Origin of the sequence: Psychromicrobium xiongbiense, assembly GCF_030271165.1 — a bacterium.
Taxonomy (GTDB): Bacteria; Actinomycetota; Actinomycetes; order Actinomycetales; family Micrococcaceae; genus Renibacterium; species Renibacterium xiongbiense.
Map to the genome: position 1 here is coordinate 1 of NZ_JASSZH010000002.1, position 18,085 is coordinate 18,085.

General features: G+C 64.5%; 15 protein-coding genes. 12 read left to right on the forward strand and 3 right to left on the reverse strand.

The features are described from left to right. The coding region (gene pknB / locus QQM37_RS00685) for a Stk1 family PASTA domain-containing Ser/Thr kinase (RefSeq protein WP_285724029.1) at nt 1–2,059 on the reverse strand (2,059 nt) is incomplete at its 3' end. A 231-nt stretch (nt 2,060–2,290) separates the two neighbouring features. Between pknB and QQM37_RS00690 the strand changes: the two genes are divergently transcribed. Next, the gene (locus QQM37_RS00690) at nt 2,291–2,626 is read left to right on the forward strand and encodes an Rv2175c family DNA-binding protein (protein ID WP_285724111.1); all 336 of its coding nucleotides are present in this window, start codon (nt 2,291–2,293) and stop codon (nt 2,624–2,626) included. 37 nt (nt 2,627–2,663) lie between these two features. On the opposite strand, the gene QQM37_RS00695 is transcribed toward QQM37_RS00690, so the two are convergent. Both QQM37_RS00695 and QQM37_RS00700 read right to left on the reverse strand, forming a co-directional pair. Beyond that, a complete protein-coding gene (locus QQM37_RS00695; RefSeq protein WP_285724031.1) occupies nt 2,664–3,740 on the reverse strand; it encodes a polyprenyl synthetase family protein in 1,077 nt (358 codons plus the stop codon). A gap of 9 nt (nt 3,741–3,749) precedes the next feature. Continuing rightward, nucleotides 3,750–4,352 (reverse strand): hypothetical protein, encoded by a 603-nt coding sequence (locus tag QQM37_RS00700; RefSeq protein WP_285724033.1) that lies wholly within the window; start codon nt 4,350–4,352, stop codon nt 3,750–3,752. Between the two features lie 69 nt (nt 4,353–4,421). Here QQM37_RS00700 and dinB point away from each other — a divergent pair, with 69 nt between their 5' ends. From dinB to ftsW, 11 genes are all read left to right on the forward strand, one after another. After that, a complete protein-coding gene (gene dinB, locus QQM37_RS00705) occupies nt 4,422–5,648 on the forward strand; it encodes a DNA polymerase IV (RefSeq protein ID WP_285724034.1) in 1,227 nt (408 codons plus the stop codon). A gap of 228 nt (nt 5,649–5,876) precedes the next feature. Continuing rightward, complete coding sequence (locus QQM37_RS00710; RefSeq protein WP_285724113.1) at nt 5,877–6,242, forward strand: DUF3040 domain-containing protein; 366 nt, start codon at nt 5,877–5,879, stop codon at nt 6,240–6,242. A 330-nt stretch (nt 6,243–6,572) separates the two neighbouring features. Further along, nucleotides 6,573–7,004, forward strand: a complete 432-nt coding sequence (gene mraZ / locus QQM37_RS00715; RefSeq protein ID WP_285724036.1) for a division/cell wall cluster transcriptional repressor MraZ — start codon at nt 6,573–6,575, stop codon at nt 7,002–7,004. A gap of 15 nt (nt 7,005–7,019) precedes the next feature. Continuing rightward, entirely contained in the window at nt 7,020–8,168 is a 1,149-nt protein-coding gene (rsmH, locus tag QQM37_RS00720; RefSeq protein ID WP_420030099.1) for a 16S rRNA (cytosine(1402)-N(4))-methyltransferase RsmH, read from the forward strand. Continuing rightward, nucleotides 8,165–8,839, forward strand: coding sequence for a cell division protein FtsL (ftsL, locus tag QQM37_RS00725; protein ID WP_285724039.1), 675 nt, complete (start codon nt 8,165–8,167; stop codon nt 8,837–8,839). Before rsmH ends, ftsL begins: the two co-directional genes overlap by 4 nt. A gap of 69 nt (nt 8,840–8,908) precedes the next feature. After that, nucleotides 8,909–10,711: a peptidoglycan D,D-transpeptidase FtsI family protein gene (locus QQM37_RS00730; protein WP_420030098.1), complete on the forward strand. Its 1,803-nt coding sequence runs from the start codon at nt 8,909–8,911 to the stop codon at nt 10,709–10,711. Nucleotides 10,712–10,737: 26 nt separating this feature from the next. Beyond that, nucleotides 10,738–12,405, forward strand: coding sequence for a UDP-N-acetylmuramoyl-L-alanyl-D-glutamate--2,6-diaminopimelate ligase (locus tag QQM37_RS00735; RefSeq protein WP_285724041.1), 1,668 nt, complete (start codon nt 10,738–10,740; stop codon nt 12,403–12,405). 6 nt (nt 12,406–12,411) lie between these two features. Then, a complete protein-coding gene (locus QQM37_RS00740; protein ID WP_285724043.1) occupies nt 12,412–13,899 on the forward strand; it encodes a UDP-N-acetylmuramoyl-tripeptide--D-alanyl-D-alanine ligase in 1,488 nt (495 codons plus the stop codon). Then, complete coding sequence (gene mraY / locus QQM37_RS00745; protein WP_285724044.1) at nt 13,896–15,011, forward strand: phospho-N-acetylmuramoyl-pentapeptide-transferase; 1,116 nt, start codon at nt 13,896–13,898, stop codon at nt 15,009–15,011. The genes QQM37_RS00740 and mraY overlap by 4 nt, the downstream gene beginning before the upstream one ends. Further along, on the forward strand, nt 15,008–16,630 hold the full coding sequence (gene murD, locus QQM37_RS00750) for a UDP-N-acetylmuramoyl-L-alanine--D-glutamate ligase (protein WP_285724046.1): 1,623 nt from the start codon (nt 15,008–15,010) through the stop codon (nt 16,628–16,630). Before mraY ends, murD begins: the two co-directional genes overlap by 4 nt. After that, nucleotides 16,627–18,084, forward strand: a complete 1,458-nt coding sequence (ftsW, locus tag QQM37_RS00755) for a putative lipid II flippase FtsW (protein ID WP_285724048.1) — start codon at nt 16,627–16,629, stop codon at nt 18,082–18,084. Before murD ends, ftsW begins: the two co-directional genes overlap by 4 nt. Nucleotide 18,085: the final 1 nt, after the last annotated feature.

An 18,085-nucleotide genomic window follows, 5' to 3' on the forward strand; every position in this document is an offset into this window, starting at 1 on the left:
GCCGGATGACGGAACCCTTGGGTTGTAGACCGGTCTTGTCCTGGCCCACCACTTTGCCCAGCAGGGGCGTCCCGTAGGTATAACTGACCTTCACGTCGAAGCCAAGCCCCTTGAGGGTGGCCACGGCATCGGCCTCATCTTTGCCGAAGGTATTCGGGGCGGTCACCATTTCCGGCCCCTTGGACAGAACAAGGGTCACGCTGCTGCCCTTGGTGAGGGTCCCGTCGACCGGCGTCTGGGACACCACGGAGCCGCTGGGCACGCTGGAACTGAAGACCTGTTGCGGATCAATGGCCGCTACCAGCGAGAGCGCCTGGAGCGCCTTGGTGGCCTCCGCCTGCGTCTTTCCCACCACTGAGGGGACAGGAATCGGCGTGGGCCCCTTGGAGACCACCAGATCCACGGCCGTGTCGGTGCGCACCATCGTCCCCGGTGCCACGGCCTGTTCCAGCACCTGGCCTGCCGGAGCGGTGTCGTCGTAGCGTTCAGTGACCTTACCCGCCACGAGATGGGTCGCCGTGAGGCTGTTTCTCGCATCGGCCAGTGCGGAGCCGACCAGCGGCGGGACGGCATAGAGCACCGGGCCGGAGGAGACCAGCAGTACGACGCCCTGGAACTTCCGCTGTTCGGTGTGGGCCACCGGCTCCGAGGTGACCACATGGCCCTGGCCGATGATTTCGTCATTGACCTGCCGGATGGTGGCTGTGAAGCCGAGCTGGGTCAGCTGGGCGTTGGCCTCTGCCACTGTCTTGTCCCGCAGGTCGGGAACGGTGGCCAGTGCTCCGGGCCCGGCACCGAAGTACCAGCCCGCAGTCGCCCCCAGCAGGGCAAGGATCAACACCAGAATAAGCCAGATCCAGCCACGGCGGCGGGTGTTTCCGCGGTGCAGGGTAGCGGTCGGGGTCGCGGCAGCGCGGGCGGCAAGCCGCGCCGCCGTTTTCGCTTCCTGGCGTTCCTCGCGCCGTGCGGTGGCTTGGAGCGCCCGGGCACTCGGTGCCTTGACCCGGGGTGACTCATCGGTATCCACGGTCAGCCGCGCGCGGGAGGGCATGGCGGTGGTGGGAGCGGTCAGTGGTGCCTGGGGAGCTCTCTGAATGAGCTGGGTGGCAGCCGGCCAGATCGCCTCTGGCGGCCCGATGGCCTCCGTGGCGGAGGGCAGGAACTCGGTGGTCGATGGCTGGCCCGCCCGGAAATCCAGTTCAGCGTCGGAGAGCGTGGAACGGATATGGCGAAGCTCGCCCAGCAGGGCTCCGCCGTCGGCGGGGCGGTTCTCCGGGTCCGGATCGGTGCACCAGCGAACCAGCTCATCAAGATCCGGTGCCAGACCAGGCAGAGCCAGAGAGGGGGCCGGAACTACCGAGTTCACATGTTGATAGGCCACCTGAATCGGCACCTCACCGACAAACGGGGCGACGCCCACCAGCATCTCGTAAAGCATGATGCCGACCGCGTAGATATCGCTGCGGGTATCGGCCGTCCGGCCCAGAACCAGCTCGGGGGACAAATAGGCTACCGTGCCGATCAGCGTTCCGGTGCTGGTGGTGGTGGTGACCGCACGTGCCAGGCCGAAGTCGGCCACCTTGATCCGGCCGTCATCGGCGATCAGGACGTTCTCTGGCTTAATATCCCGATGCACCAGATGCCCACGGTGGGCCGCTGAGAGTCCTTCGACAATGGGGTCCAGCAGGTCCAGAGCTTCGCGGGGGCTGAGCCGGTGCTTCTGGTGCAGCACGTCTCTGAGGGTGTGACCAGGCAGGAATTCCATCACCAGATAGGCCACCCGATGGCCTTCCCGCATCTCCTCACCCTGATCGAGCACCCCGACGACGTGGGGGTGGGAAAGCCGTGCGGCGGCCTTGGCTTCGCTGCCCAGCCGGTGCAGGAAGCTGGCATCCATACTCAGATGAGGATGCAGCACTTTGAGCGCCACGTCCCGTTCCAGGCGCAGGTCGGTGGCCCGGTAGACGGTGGCCATTCCACCACGCGCTACCTTGCCCAGCACCTCGTACCGTCCGTCGACAATGCTGCCGACCAACGGTTCCGCCCCATACTCCTGCACCCTTTGATCCTAGGCGGTGCCAGCAAAACCCCTGAAGTTCAACACGGGCGCCGGAGCCCTTAGTTGGGCTCGGAACAGGGTGTTCGAGAGGACAGGCCTCCGGAAATCTCGATGCTCCGTGCCGCATTGACGCCCGGTTTGTGGCACTCTTGACGGGTGAGTACTGAGAACCAGCCTGCCGAGAATTCCGCCGAGAACAACCAAGCCAGCTCGAGCAGCCAGCTCGAAACACTGGTCAATGACTGGCTGACCGTTCCAGACGTGGCAGAACGTCTGGGGATCAGCGTCACCCGGGTTCATTCGCTGCTCGCGGATCGCGTTCTGGTCGCTGCCCGCATCGGTGAGCGGAAGATCCGCTCGATCCCGGCGGCGTTCCTGGTCGATGGCGAGGTCCTCGACAGCCTGCGCGGCACGCTGTCGGTACTCCTGGATTCCGGCTATCAGGACGATGACGCCATAATCTGGCTGTTCACCCCGGACGAGTCACTGCCCGGTCGGCCGGTGGATGCGCTGCATGCCGGTCGCAAGACGGAGATTCGTCGCCGCGCCCAGGCACTGGCCTGGTAACAGGTACGGCCTGAGCTTTGCCCGACTGCGCAGCCGGTCAGGACGTCCGTCGGACGGCGGCGTACGCCATGGCTTCCAGAGCCGTTCTGCTGGAGTCATCCAGGGACAGCCCGGCGAGGGCCTCTGCTGCCTGGGCGCTGTACCGATCGATCAACGCTTCGGTAGCGGCGACTGCCCCGCAGTCGGTCATCAGTGCCCGGATCCGCTCAATATCGGCAGAGGACAGGTCCTCCCTGCCCAGGTTCTGGTCCAGGAAATGCGCCTGGGCACGGTCGGCGCGCTGCAGAGTGTTGGCCACCAGCACCGTGCGCTTGCCTTCGCGGAGATCGTCGCCCGCAGGCTTCCCGGTGGTTTCCGGATCGCCGAAGACCCCGAGCATGTCATCGCGCAGCTGGAAGGCCTCACCCAGCGGAAGTGCGAAAGCCGAATAACTTTCCAGCAGGGTCTGCGGTGCGCCCGCGAGGGCGCCGCCGAGCACGAGCGGATGCTCCGTGGAATATTTAGCGGATTTGTAGCGCACGATAGCCTGGGCCCTTTCCACGGCGCCCTGCACTCCTCGGCGTGGGCCAGCCACTTCCTCCAGAATGTCCAGATACTGCCCGGCCATCACCTCCGCCCGCATCAGATTGAAGATCTGCCGGGCCCGGGCGCCATCGGGCACCTGGATGTTGGCGAAGAGCTCCTCGCTGTAGGACAGACACAGGTCACCGGTCAGGATCGCCGCTGCTTCGCCGAAACGCTCGGCATCCAGCGCCCAGCCCTGCTGCTGGTGCACGGTGCGGAACTGTCGGTGCACGCTGGGAGCTCCGCGGCGGGTCTCCGAACGGTCGATGATGTCATCGTGGATCAGGGCCGCTGCCTGGAAGAGCTCCAGAGATGCACCCGCAGTGAGAATAGTGGAATCTCCCGTGGCGGACCCACCTGCCCCACGCCAGCCCCAGTAGCACAGCAGGGCACGCATGCGCTTGCCCCCGGAGGCCAGGGCGGAGATGGAGTCCACCAGGGCAGTGGCATCGCCGGAGATCCGGGACAGCGTGCGGCGTTGCTCCTCCAGGAACTCCTGAAGAGTGGCGGCCACACCCTCAAGGAACCAGGCAGAATCTGCGGAATTCATCGGTAGCAGCTACTTGAGAGAGGAAGGAGCGACGACGGCCCCGACGGTGAAGGTGTTCACGCCATTGGTGCTGCTGATGGCGATGTTGATGGTGTCCTTGCCGTTATTGCGGACGAAGTCCTTAGAAGCCACCGAACCGACGGCATCACCTGCCAGGGCGGTAAAGCCCTGCGCCTGCAATGCCTGGGTGTAAAAGCCGACGATGTCGGCTGTGGCGGCGCTACTGGTGGCGACCAGGGACACGGTGGCCGGGTCTGAACTGGAATCAACCGCACTCTGCAAGACCTGCGCGCCGGGCATCAGGGGGATTAACGTGGCGGGGAAACCCCCCACCAGGCCGCCGACGCTGGCACTCGCACCCGCGCTGGGCTGTGCCCCCGCTTTACTGCCGGATCCACTGGAGGTAGGGGCCGCAGAGCCGGAGGCGGTTCCGGTAGGAGAGGCCGAGGTACTGGCCGAGCCTGTGACGGCAGCAGAGCTGGTCCCGCTGGGGGCCGGAGTGCTGGGGGAGCAGGCGACCAGCAGGGCGGAGGTCAGCCCGAGGCTGAGCAGCCCCAGTCCCAGACGGCTGGAGAGCGAACGGCGGCCACGGTATGCCTCGGGTTCAGTCATGCTCACAGTCTACGGGCCAGCACTTTGAGCGCTGAAGCTGTCAGACCCCTCGCCTAGCATGGACCTGTCATGTCAGCACAGAAGTCATCCCTGGATTCCACCGCCGCCGCGCAGCACCGCGACTGCACCATTCTGCATGTGGACATGGATGCCTTCTTCGTCTCCGTGGAACAACACCTGGACCCTTCGCTTTACGGCAAGCCAGTCATCGTCGGTTTTCCGCAGGGACGCTCGGTGGTGCTGTCCGCCAGCTATGAGGCCCGGCGTTTCGGGGTGAGCTCCGCGATGCCGATGTCACAGGCTCTGCGCCTGTGCCCACAGGCGACGGTGCGGAATCCTCGTCATCAGCTGTACTACGAGATTTCTGCGCAGATCATGGACATCTTCAGATCCACCACAGATGCTGTCGAGCAGCTCAGTGTTGATGAAGCCTTCCTTGACGTCCGCGGATCCATGCGTCGCCTGGGGCCGCCCCTGGAGATCGCGCGGATGCTCCGCCGGACGGTACGCCAGGAAACCGGTCTGACCGCCTCGGTCGGTCTGGCGACCACCAAATTCGTGGCCAAAATTGCCTCGGCACGGTGCAAGCCTGACGGCCTGTTGTTGATCCCGGCAGCAGAGACAGTGGCCTATCTGCACACCCTTCCGGTCAGCGCGCTGTGGGGCGTCGGGGCAAAAACGCGGGAGGTTCTGGCGGGTCTGGGTATTCACACCGTGGCCCAGGCGGCCCAGACTCCGGTTGAGGTGCTGCGGCGTGCACTCGGTGCGCCCGGTGAGCACGTCCACCGCCTGGCCTGGGGAATCGACCCCCGGCCGGTGACGCCGCAACGGATCGAGAAGAGCATCGGTGCCGAGGAAACGTTTGAGGTCGATGTGCTCGATGACGAGATACTCCGCCGCGAGCTGTTGCGGCTGGCTCACCGCACCGCGCAACGGCTCCGCTCGGGAGGCCAGCTCAGCAAGACCATCAGTCTGAAACTCAGATACGCGGACTTCTCCGTCATCAGCCGTTCGCGGACCATCCCGGTGCCTCTGAACAGTGCGCAACTGATCTATCGGGTGGCGGTTGGTCTGCTGGCTGGTCTGGGATCACGCCCGATGGCGGTGCGTCTGATCGGGCTACGGGCAGAGGGCCTGGAAGAGTCAGAGCAGGCTTCCGTGCAGCTCAGTCTGGACCGTCAGGACGACAACTGGCGCGAGGCAGAAGCCGCAATGGATGCCGTTGACCGGAAATTTGGCGCGCAACCGGTGAAACCTGCACGGCTCCTTTCCTCCCGTTCCGGGACAAAACCGTGAATTGCCCGGCAGCTTGCCGTTCAGCTCCCGTAGTCGACGCCCTCGGCGGCTTTCAGAACGGGCCGGAGAAGCCTATTCTTGAAGTACCGCAACAGTTCGATGACGGGGGAGGCTTTCCTTCATCATCGGATCAAGCACTATTGGGAACCAGAACATGCCGTGGTCCGTTTGCTCAGTGAGCCGAAGACAGCCCAGCGTGTCGATGGCATTGACCTGAAGGAGGTCGTGATGCCCCTGTCGGAGCACGAGCAGCGACTGCTCGACCAACTCGAGCAGCAATTGCATGAGACTGACCCTAAACTCGCCAGCACCCTGGGGGGCGAGCGAGGCCGGTCTCTGTCCACGCGGTACATCATTTCCGGTGTATTGCTGAGCTTGGTTGGCCTCTTGGTGCTCCTAGCGGGCGTTGCCAGCCAAATGATCGCCATCGGAGTCCTGGGGTTCCTGATTATGGGTTCCGGTGTCTACCTGGCCACTCTTCGACGCGGCGCGGATACCGGCCATGGTGACCACGGTGAAGGGGCAGCCAAGCCCAAGAGCAGTTTCATGGCTGGTCTGGAGGACCGCTGGGAGGAGCGCCGTCGCGAACAGTGAGCCACCCGGAGGCAATCCCGGGGTAGCGAACACCGCCTCGTAGTTCTTCCTGTCAGCTGTACGGCCATCGCATTCGATGGCGAGGAGGGCCCGGTCATTGACCGGGTCCTTTTGTGTGCCCCGGCGCTCGAGCGGGCCGCTTCCTCCACCTCCCTCCACTTTCCCCCCACCGGCTGACTTCCCGCTGATTCCGCGGGAGTTGACCAGAACCCTTCGGCTGACCTGGGCCCAGATCGTGTCGCCACGCCCACTGAACGATTGACGGTGGAGGATTGTGGAGTAAAGTGGAGCGAGTTAGAGGGTGATGGTGCGGAGAAGTGGGGTGACGCTGTGTTCCTGGGAACGCATTCGCCACGCCTTGATGACAAAGGGCGACTCATTCTTCCCGCCAAATTCAGAGACGAGCTGGCCAACGGACTGGTCCTCACCAGAGGGCAGGAACGTTGCATCTACGTCTTCAGCCAACGAGAGTTCGAACAGGTTCACGAGCAAATGCGGAACGCCCCGATTTCTTCGCGGCAAGCACGTGACTACATTCGAGTTTTTCTCTCCGGTGCCTCCGACGAAATGCCCGACAAGCAGGGGCGAGTGACGATTCCTGCGGCCTTGCGTTCCTACGCAGGGCTGGATCGTGAACTCGCAGTGATCGGTGCGGGATCCCGCGCTGAGATCTGGGACGCCCAGGCCTGGGCGGATTACCTCACTGAGCAGGAGAACTCGTTCTCCGATACCGACGACAACCACATACCCGGCCTGTTGTGAAACCCCTGGCATGAGATCTCCAGCCGCCCTGCCCCACCTGACGCACCTTCCCCGGTGTCAGGCGGAACGCAAGGTGCGGAGGGGGATCTGGTACCAGGGATACGCAGGCCATATCGGAGACCGGCTCGCCACGAGCCACCACAGAACAACGATCTACAGCAGCGGAGGAATCAGGTGAGCGAGACCCCACCCACCTCCGCCAGGCACTTTCCAGTTCTGCGTGCACGCTGCGTCGATCTGCTCGCCCCCGGGGTCGAACGGGCCCAGTCGCGAGGCGAACAGGCAGTTGTCATCGATGCGACCCTGGGCATGGGCGGCCACTCGGAGAGCATTCTTCAGCGCTGGCCGGACGTCCACCTGATCGGCATTGACCGCGACACTCAGGCGCTGGACCTCGCGGGCGAGCGACTGGCCGCCTATCAGAACCGTACCGACCTGGTGCATGCGGTCTATGACGAGATCGACGAGGTGCTCGAGGATCTCGGTTTCGACCATATCGACGGGGTGCTGATGGACCTCGGAGTCTCCTCCCTGCAGCTGGACGAAAAGGAGCGCGGTTTCGCCTACTCCTATGACGCGCCACTGGACATGCGCATGGATACCGGCCGGGGGCCTAGCGCTGCTGAGGTGGTCAACAACTACTCCGAAGCCGAGCTGATCTCCATCCTCCGCAAGTGGGGGGAAGAGAAATTTGCGCCCAGAATCGCCCGGGCCATCATCGCTGCCCGTGGTAAGGCTCCGCTGAGCCGTACCGGAGAGCTGGTGGACGCCATCCGCTCGGCCGTTCCGGCTGCCGCGGCACGCACCGGGGGACACCCGGCCAAGCGCACGTTCCAGGCGCTGCGCATCGAAGTCAATGACGAACTGCGGGTGCTGGAACGCGCGGTTCCCCAGGCGGTGGATGCCCTCTCCCTGGGCGGACGGATCGTGATCATGTCCTACCACTCCCTGGAAGACAAGATCGTCAAGCACGTTCTCGCCCAGGGCGCCACCTCGCTCGCGCCCCCGCATTTCCCGGTCGAACTGGAAAACCAGAAGCCGGAACTGAAGATTCTCACCAAGGGAACTGAGACCCCCACCGCCGCTGAAATCGAGGAGAACCCTCGGGCAGCTTCTGCCCGGCTCCGCGCAGCTGAACGCATTCGACCCAGGAGGACCGCGTGAAAGATACGGACCAGACCAGCCGACCCACCATGCGCTCGCTGCGGGCGGCCACTGCGGGGGGAGCAGCCCTCGATCTGGCGAGGCCACTGAGCAGTGCCAGCGAGAGCGCGGAGAGTGCGAGCCCGAGCAGCACTCGCGCACCGCTGTCTTTGGTACAGGGCAATCCCAGTCGTTCACGGACCCCTTTTGTGGTCTTCTGCCTGATGGCCTTGATGGGTTCACTGGCCGCTGTTCTGGTGCTCAATATCGCGGTCTCCACTGGCCAGTATGAGATCGTGCAGCTGCGTGCTGAGCAGACATCACTGACCAAGGCGAACCAGGTTCTGGATTCTCAGCTGCAGTACATGCAGTCCCCGCAGAATGTTGCCCAGCAGGGTCTCAAAGCGGGTATGGTGGCGGCCACCACCATTGGGCAGATCGACATTGACCGTGGCATTCTCTCCGGCTCGCCGAAGCCTGCCGCAGCCAGTGCAGCGGATGCCCCGCCGCTGATCGCTGTTCCCACCGTGCCGGGCACCACCAGCCCCACGATCGTCCCCGGAGGGCCCTCGAAGCAGGGCCAGCCGTTGTCAAACTTCGAGCCGAACGCCGCTGCCGCCGGTGCCCCGGCATCGGGAGCACTCAACGGCGGCACGATCCCTTCTCCGAGCCAGAAGTCCCCACAGCACTAGCGACCTGCCGTTAGGCTCGCTTAAGCTCGATCATTTTCTTTACGCTCCGTTCCCTCTGAGGTCAGTGATATGCCAGGATCCAGTCAACGTTCTGCGACATCGAAGAAGACGGTGAGGCCTCTTTCGACGAAAGCGCGCCGGCGGCTGAGGCTCGGTCTGGGCATCATGCTGGTGCTGATGCTCGTGGTGTCCGGGAAGCTACTGCTGGTTCAGGGACTGAACGTGGGTGACCTGGCCCAGGCTGCTGTGGCTCAGCGGACCATGGTGCAGACCTTGCCCGCCACCCGTGGCGAGATCCTGGACTCCAATGGCAAGATCCTGGCCCAGACGATCCTGCGCTACCGCATTGTCGTTGACCAGCAGAACAACGGCGCTGCTTCGGCGAATCCCTTCAAGCGACCCAACGGCGCTGGCGGTTCCGAAGAAGTGAGCCGGGACACCGGTATTGCCGAACTCGCTTCCGCTCTGGGCAAATCCCAGGACGAGGTCAGAGCCGCCGTGACCGGATCGGCCCGCTACAACATCGTGGCCACCGGCGTCACCCCGGAGGTTGAAGATCACATCGCCTCACTGCGCATCCCGGGCATCTCCGCGGAAGCGACTCCGGTGCGTTCCTATCCGATGGGTCAGGTGGGCGGAAACGTCGTCGGCTTCATCAACTCGGACGGGACCGGCTCCGGGCTGGAATACACCATGAACCAGGAGCTCACCGGCACGGACGGCAGCAGGACCTACCAGAAGGGCAAGGACGGAATCATCATTCCGACCGCACCCATCGACACCAAGGCTGCGGTCAACGGTGGCACGATCAAGACCACCATCAACGCGGATCTGCAGTATTTTGCCCAGCAGGCCATCTCCGATCAGGTGAAGAAACTGCATGCCGACTGGGGCAATATCGTGGTGGTTCAGGTCAAAACCGGCAACATCGTGGCCCTGGCCGAGGACACCACGGTGGATCCGAACAACCCGGGTGCGACGCCCGCTGCCTCCCGCGACTCCCGCGCCGTGACCAACGCCATCGAGCCTGGTTCCACCGAGAAGTCGGTCACCGCCGCGGGAGCGATCCAGGAGGGCAAAGCCAGCCCCTCGACACAGCTGGTGATCCAGCCGACCTACACCGTGGGCGGCCAGACCTTCTCCGATTCCTTCGTCCACGGAACCGTGAATCGAACCTTTGCCGGCGTCATCGGCCAGTCGATGAACACCGGCACCGTGATGATCGGCGAGCGACTGACGCCGCAACAGCGCTATGACTACCTGCGGAAGTTCGGCATCGGCCAGACCACCGGCATCCCGCTCCCGGGTGAGGCCAAGGGCATCCTCGCCACCCCGGACCAGTGGGACGGCCGCCAGGAATACACCGTCCTCTTCGGCCAGGGCGTCTCGCAGACTCCGCTGCAGACCGCGATGATTTACCAGGCACTGGCCAATAATGGTGTGCGCCTACAGCCCCGGCTGATCGATTCCGTGACCGATTCCAATGGCGTGGAGCACAAGATGCCGCAGGCTCCCGGCACCGAGACGGTCAGCCCGGACGCAGCCAAGCAGGTCCGCGACATGCTTGAAAGCGCCATCACGATGCAGCACTACAACGACGTGGTGGTTCCCGGGTACCGGGTGGGCGGCAAGACAGGTACCGCCGAGTCTCCGGTGGCGGGCGGGTTCAACGGCTACACGGCCTCCTTTGCCGGGATGGCGCCGATGGACGATCCGCAATATGTGGTCCTGGTGACGGTTCAGCATCCTCAGGGCAATATTTACGGCATTACCCAGGGGCCGGTGTTCAATGCAGTGATGGGCCAGGTGCTGCACACGGAGGCTGTGCCGCCGTCGACCGAGCCCCCGGTCAAGCTGCCGCAGGACTTCTAGACCATGACCCAGACCTGGAGCGAGACGTGAGTGACGAATCCCTGAGCAGTTCTCAGGAACCGGCGGAGGCCACCGGCAGCGGTGCCGTGGGAGTGCGACCCGAGCATGCGGCCCCTGTGGCGCTGAGCGAGATGGCTGCTCTGGTGGGCGTTCCCGTGGAGCCGGGCTGGTCCGAGATCAAGGTTCACGGCGTCAGCCTGGATTCGCGCGCCGTACTCCCTGGAGATGTCTACCTGGCGCTGCCAGGAGCCAAAACGCATGGAGCCCGATTCGTTCCCGCGGCACTGGCAGCCGGAGCGGTGGCCGTGGTGACGGATGCCGAGGGCGCTGGCCTGGTGAACGAGACGCTGCTCAACGAGACACAGGTGAAAGATGCCCCGACCAAGGCCCCGGTACTGATCGTCGCCCAGCCCCGCCAGGCGGCGGGGATGCTGTCCAGACGCATCTACCCGCATGAGGACCTGCGGGCCTTCGCGGTGACCGGCACCAACGGTAAGACCACCGTGTCCTATCTGGTGCGCGCCTTGCTGCAGGCTCTGGGTCGCTCCAGTGGCCTGATCGGAACGGTGGAGACCGTCATCGGCTCCCGCGCTGTGCCAGCTGTGCTGACCACACCGGAGGCGCCAGCGGTCCATGCGCTCTTTTCCGCGATGGCAGAGGCGGGCGAGGACTCCGTGGTGATGGAGGTCTCCTCCCATGCACTCACCTTCCACCGGGTCGATGGCGTGGAGTTCGATGTCGCCGGTTTCACCAACCTCAGCCAGGACCACCTGGACCTGCACGGAACCATGGAGGAGTACCTGCAGACCAAGGCGCTGTTGTTCACTCCGGAGCATGCCCGGCGTGCGGTAGTGACGGTCGATGACGCCTGGGGCCGCAGGCTCCTGGCGATGACGGAGGTTCCGGCGGTAGGGCTGGGCACGGTCCCGGAGACGCCCGCCGGGACCGACGCTGACGTGCAGTGGCGGGTGCTCGAGGCCACTCCGGCGGGCCTGGGCTGGCGCATCCGGCTCCAGGGCCCCGCCGGTGAGTTGGTCTTCAGGACCGATCTTCCCGGCGGCTTCAATGTCTCCAACGCAGCTCTGGCCGTGACCATGATTGCCGAGTCCGGCGTTGGCCTGAGTGATCTTCAGGCAGCACTGGACCGTGACCCGCTGATGATCGAGGTGCCCGGGCGCATGCAGTCGATCAGCGTGGAACCGCGTGCGGTGGTGGACTTTGCCCACAATCCGGATGGCCTACGCCAGGCTTTGGACGCGGTACGGCCGATCAGAGGTGGAGGAGGCAAGCTTCTGGTGGTCTTCGGTGCCACGGGGGAACGGGACGTGACCAAGCGACCGATTATGGGTGCGGTCGCGGCCAGGGGCGCCGATGTGGTGATTGTCACTGACGATGATCCGCACGACGAAGATCCGGAGCAGATCCGGGTACAGGTGGCTGCGGGTGCCCAGCAGGCAGCCGCAGCGCTGCCCCACGAGGTGCGGGTGGAAACGGTGGCACCCCGCGCTGCGGCCATTGACCGTGCGGTGGAACTGGCCAGCGCAGAGGACACCATTCTGGTGGCCGGGCGTGGGCATGAAAGCTGGCAGGAGGTCAGCGGGGTCAACGTCGCCCTCGACGACCGGGTCGAGCTGCGCCGTGCTCTCCTGGCCCGCGGATTCACCGTGCTGGGTACCTCCGGGATAGAGTCTTAGTTCGAGATGATTGAACTAACTGCTGGCAGGATTGCCACCCTCAGCAATGGGCGATTGAGCCCTACCCTCGATGCCGCCACGTTGTTCGACGTGGCCGCGATCGCTACCGATTCGCGGCAGTGTCGCGCCGGTTCGCTGTACGTGGCAAAGCCGGGGGAACACTCGGACGGCCACGACTTCATCGAAGCCGCGCTGCTGGCCGGTGTCAGCGGTGTCCTGGCTGAGCGCCAGACACTTCGGGAGGACGGTAGTGCTGCCCCCGCCATCGTGGTCCAGGACGCTGTGCAGGCCATGGGCCTGATCGCAGCAGAGGTCGTCCGTGAGCTCCGCGAGCGTGGCACGTTGAATGTGGTGGGCATCACCGGTTCCGCCGGGAAAACCACCACCAAAGATCTTCTGGAGGGGATCCTCTCCAGCCAGGCGCCCACGGTGGCGCCGATCGGTTCCTTCAACGGTGAAATCGGCGTCCCGCTCACGGTGTTCCGCGCCGATGAGACCACCCGGAACCTGATCGTGGAGATGGGCGCCACAGGACGAGGGCATATCGCCTATCTGGCGGGCATAGTCCGTCCGGCGGTGGGGGTCGTGCTCGGCGTCGGGCATGCTCATGCCGGCGAGTTCGGCGGTATCGACAACATTGCCCAGGCCAAGGGCGAACTGGTGGAAGCCCTCGAACCGACGGGCATTGCCGTGCTGAACCTGGCGGATTCCCGCGTGGTCGAGATGGCTCATCGCACAAAGGCTGGCGTGCTGTGGTTCGGTGAGGAGGGCGTGGAGTTGCCCGCTGATGCCGCAGCCGATGCTCCGGTGGTTCGCGCGCTCAACGTCCGGACGGATGCGCTGGCCCAGCCGGAGTTCGATCTGCAGTTCCCGGATGGCAGCAGCTATCCGGTCGCCAGCGGTCTGATCGGGCTGCACCATGTGACCAACCTGTTGGCCGCTGCTGCGGCAGCCTGGGCGCTCGGAGTGCCCGGTGACGCGATCGCCCGCGCGCTGCACGGTCAGGGGCCAAAGAGTCGTTGGCGGATGGAACGGGTGGAGCGAGCCGATGGCGTGACCGTCATCAACGATGCTTACAACGCCAACCCGGAATCCATGCGGGCGGCGCTACGTACCCTGGCTGAGCTGGGCCGCACCGCGGAGCCGCCCCGGCGGACCTGGGCGGTTCTGGGGCCGATGTTTGAGCTCGGTGAGGATTCCATCGCCGAGCATCATGCCCTGGGGCAGGTGGTGGTGCGCCTGAACATCTCCCGTCTGCTGGTGATCGGCGCACCGGCCCGGGCCATGCATATTGGTGCGGTGAACGAAGGCTCCTGGGGCGACGAATCGGTGCATGTAGCCACGGTGGAGGAAGCCTATGAACTACTCAATGAGGAACTTCGCCCGGGCGACATCGTGCTGTTCAAATCCTCCAGAGACGCGGGGTTGAGGCATCTGGGGGATCAGATAGCATGGGGCCAGCCGGAAGGCGGCGGAGAGGCGAGTGAGCGATGATTCTGATTCTGTTAGGAAGCGGTATCAGCCTGGCTCTGGCCATGATCGGTACGCCTCTGTTCATCCGTTTTCTGGTCAAGCGTGGCTATGGCCAGTTCATCCGCGTTGATGGCCCCACCACGCATGAATACAAGCGCGGAACACCCACCATGGGTGGTGTGGTGGTCATTGGCGCGGTCATCCTCTCCTATCTACTCACCCACCTGATCGCCTGGTTCCTCAACCCGAAATCGCCTGGCCCCAGCACCTCAGGCTGGCTCGTGCTGTTCCTGATGACGGGCATGGGGTTTGTGGGATTTCTGGACGACTTCATCAAACTGCGCAATCGGCGCTCCCTAGGACTCAATGCCAAGGGCAAACTGATTCTTCAGGCCGTGATCGGCGTTAGCTTCGCGATCCTGGCTCTGAATTTCCCGGATGCGCGCGGCAGAACACCGGCCACCACACAGATTTCCTTTGCCCGGGACATCCCGGGTCTGGACCTGGCCTTTGCCGGGGCGGCACTGGGCGTGATCCTCTTCGTGATCTGGGCCAACCTCATCGTCACGGCTGCCACCAACGGTGTGAACCTCACCGACGGCCTGGACGGCCTGGCCTCCGGTGTTTCGATTATGGTCTGTGGCGCATACACCCTGATGGGGATCTGGCAGTCCAACCAGAGCTGTGGCTCACCGCGGGCGGTCTCCTCGACCGTGTGTTACGACGTCCGGGATCCCCTGGATCTGGCGCTGCTGGCAGCGATTCTCTTCGGCGCGCTGATCGCTTTCCTCTGGTGGAACACCTCGCCGGCAAAAATTTTCATGGGAGACACCGGCTCGCTGGCCATCGGTGGGGCGATCGCCGGGTTCGCGATCCTCTCCCGCACGGAGCTGCTGCTGGCACTCATCGGCGGACTGTTCGTGCTGATCACGCTCTCGGTGATCCTGCAGGTTGGTTTCTTCAAACTCAGTGGCGGCAAGCGCATCTTCCGTATAGCACCGTTGCACCACCATTTTGAACTCAAGGGCTGGCCGGAGATCACGGTGGTGGTTCGGTTCTGGATTCTCGGCGGACTCTTCGTGGCTGGCGGGCTCGCAGCGTTTTACGCGGAATGGGTGGTCTTCGGGCAATGACAGCTGAGCAACACAGCGAGCTGCCCCATGAGTACCCGCACGATCCCCTTCTTGACGAACGCCTCGCCGCCCTCCACGGCTGGGAGGCGGACTGGGCGGGCCTGCGCGTCGTCGTCACCGGCCTGGGCGCCACCGGATTCTCCATCGCGGACACCCTGATCGAGCTGGGTGCCGTGGTCGTGGTGGTCGCAGACACCGACGACGATGCAGCCCGGGCAGCGGCGGATACCCTCACCATCGTGGGCGCGTCCGCGGTCCTGCTGGGACCGGACCATGCAACCGTTCTGCCGCTGGTGGCGGGGGAGCCCGCGCAGCTGGTGGTCACCTCGCCCGGTCTGCGGCCCAGCAGCCCTCTGCTGGCACAGGCTCAGGCTGCGGGCATCCCCATCTGGGGCGACATCGAGCTGGCCTGGCGGTTGCGGGGACGGCCCGGCGCCCGGCATCCGCAGTGGCTGACCATCACTGGAACCAACGGCAAGACCACCACCACCACGATGACGGCCCTGATGCTTCAGGCTGCCGGAGTGCGCGCCGTGCCGGCTGGCAATATCGGCACTCCGATCCTGGATGTGATCCGGGACCTGGAAGGTTATGACGCCGTCGTGGTGGAGCTTTCCTCCTTCCAGCTCCACTGGACCCGCAGTGTCTCCGCAGTGGCCAGTGTCTGTCTGAACCTCGCTGAGGATCATGTGGACTGGCATGGCTCGATGGAGGGCTACCGGCGGGACAAGGCCAGGATTTACCACAACACTCAGCGGGCCTGTGTCTACAACGTGGAAGACCGGGCCACCGAGCGCATGGTCGAAGAGGCGGAGGTCGAAGAGGGCTGCCGGGCAGTGGGATTCACCACCGGAACTCCTGGCCTGAGCATGGTCGGCGTGGTGGAGGGTCTGCTGGTAGACCGGGCCTTCCACGAGGAGCGCCGCCGTGAGGCGCTTGAACTGGCTCAGCTCAGTGATGCCGGTCAGTTGGTGCCGAAGCATCTGGCGGCCAACGCTGCTGCTGCTGCTGCCCTGGTCCGAGCCTACGGAGTCGCTCCGGAGGCGGTGAGCCGGGGCCTGAAAGTCTATGCCGAGGGTTACCATGAGCATCGCATTCAGCCAGTGGCCCGGCACGAGGGCGTTTTGTGGGTCAACGATTCCAAAGCGACCAATCCGCATGCCGCAGCCGCCTCCCTGGCGGCCTTCAACCCGGTCGTCTGGATCGCCGGTGGGGACGGCAAGGGCGTCGGTTACGACGAGTTGATCCAGGAGCAGGCTGCCCGGCTGAAGGCCGTGGTGCTGATCGGTGTCAATCGGGAGCCGCTTCTCACGGCGCTGGAGCGACACGCGCCGAATGTCCCGGTGCTGGAGATCGAACCGGGCGACACTGGAAGGGTCATGGCTGACGGAAGCACCCAGCCTCGATCGGCGTCGGCTGGTGAATCCGGAGCGGAGGTCATGGCCCGCGCGGTGCGCTCAGCAGCCACGCTTGCCACGATGGGGGATACAGTGTTGATGGCTCCGGCTGCCGCGTCTTTGGATCAGTTTCCTTCCTATGCACATCGCGGCCAGGCTTTCATCGATGCTGTCCGCGATCTCGTGGAAGGTCAGGCACCAGCCAACGGGAAACCGGAATGACGTGGACGTCGACTGTGACCGAGCGTCGTGGTGCTGCGGACAGTGTCCATGAAGCTCCCAGCCCCGTTGATCGTGCGGCTCAGGAGAAGCGACCGGGACTCGGGCGCAGGCTTCGTGAGGGCTACCGCTCGTTCTGGCGTCGGGTTGAAGGCCCCGGGGCGCAGAGCAATGCCACTTATTACCTGATTCTGGGCACCACGCTCGCGCTGGTCGTCATCGGCCTGATGATGGTTTTCTCCGCCTCCTCCGTGGAACTGACGGCAACCGATCAGAATCCCTTCACTCTGGGGCTGAAGCAGTCGGGCTTCGCCCTGGTCGGGCTGGTCGCCATGATGGTGCTTTCCCGCTTGCCCATCAGGTTTTATCAGAGCATGGCCTGGCCTGTGCTGGGCCTGACGATGGTCCTGCTGGTGCTCGTTCTGGTGATCGGTCGTGCAGCCGGCGGCAATAAGAACTGGATCGACATTGCAGGCTTCTCCCTTCAGCCGTCCGAGATTGCCAAACTTGCCCTGGCGGTGTGGATGGCGGCGCTCTTCTCCCGCAAGGAAGCACTGTTGAGCAAGTGGTCACACCTGTTCATACCGGTCGTCCCGGTGGCGGCACTGGTCGTCGGCCTCGTGTTGCTCGAAGGCGACCTCGGGACCTCAGTGATCATGATGACGATCGCCGCGGCCGGACTCTACTTTGCCGGTGCGCCCGCCCGGATCTTCGTCGGTGCCGCCCTGATCGGCGTGTTGGGCGCCGTCGTGCTGGCCGTCACCAACCCCAACCGTGTCGCCCGGCTGACCGCCTGGTTCAGCTGTGGCTCTCCCAGCTATCAGGATACCCAGGGCTTCTGCGATCAGGCCCAGAACGGTATGTTCGCCTTTGCCAGCGGCGGATGGTTTGGAGTGGGACTGGGCCAGGGCCGTCAGAAATGGCACTGGATCCCCGAGGCGCAGAATGACTTCATCTTCTCGATCATCGGCGAGGAATTCGGACTGATCGGTACGGTTCTGGTGATTGCCCTCTTTATGGTGCTGGCGGTCGCCATGTTCCGGATCACCATCCACCACCAGAGCTTCTTCGTCCGGGTGGCCTGCGGCTCCATCATGGTGTGGATCACTGGCCAGGCCTTCGTGAATATTGCGATGGTCACCGGCCTGTTGCCGGTGATCGGTGTGCCACTTCCTTTCATCTCTTCAGGTGGGACGGCGATGGTCTCCGCCATGGCCGGCATCGGGGTGGTACTCTCCTTTGCCCGGCAACCGCGCGCACCCAAGGCTCCGCCGGTGGAACAAGGGGCGACGTCCAGCTCCGGGAAACCACGGAAAGAGTCGAGACAGCGGAAAGTGAAGACCCGGACGGCGGGCACGAGCGCCAGGGCACCACGGGGCAGGAACAAGAAGCGGCCAGCCAGCAGTTCCCCGCAGACCGCGGCCCTTCCTATCGTCCCGGCACCCCTCGACAGCTGAA

Coding starts and splice junctions, on each gene's coding strand:
- QQM37_RS00695 (WP_285724031.1), bottom strand. CDS start 3,740: ATGAATTCCGCAGATTCTGCCTGGTTCCTTGAGGGTGTGGCCGCCACT.
- QQM37_RS00700 (WP_285724033.1), bottom strand. CDS start 4,352: ATGACTGAACCCGAGGCATACCGTGGCCGCCGTTCGCTCTCCAGCCGT.
- dinB (WP_285724034.1), top strand. CDS start 4,422: ATGTCAGCACAGAAGTCATCCCTGGATTCCACCGCCGCCGCGCAGCAC.
- QQM37_RS00710 (WP_285724113.1), top strand. CDS start 5,877: ATGCCCCTGTCGGAGCACGAGCAGCGACTGCTCGACCAACTCGAGCAG.
- QQM37_RS00730 (WP_420030098.1), top strand. CDS start 8,909: ATGCCAGGATCCAGTCAACGTTCTGCGACATCGAAGAAGACGGTGAGG.
- QQM37_RS00740 (WP_285724043.1), top strand. CDS start 12,412: ATGATTGAACTAACTGCTGGCAGGATTGCCACCCTCAGCAATGGGCGA.
- mraY (WP_285724044.1), top strand. CDS start 13,896: ATGATTCTGATTCTGTTAGGAAGCGGTATCAGCCTGGCTCTGGCCATG.
- murD (WP_285724046.1), top strand. CDS start 15,008: ATGACAGCTGAGCAACACAGCGAGCTGCCCCATGAGTACCCGCACGAT.
- ftsW (WP_285724048.1), top strand. CDS start 16,627: ATGACGTGGACGTCGACTGTGACCGAGCGTCGTGGTGCTGCGGACAGT.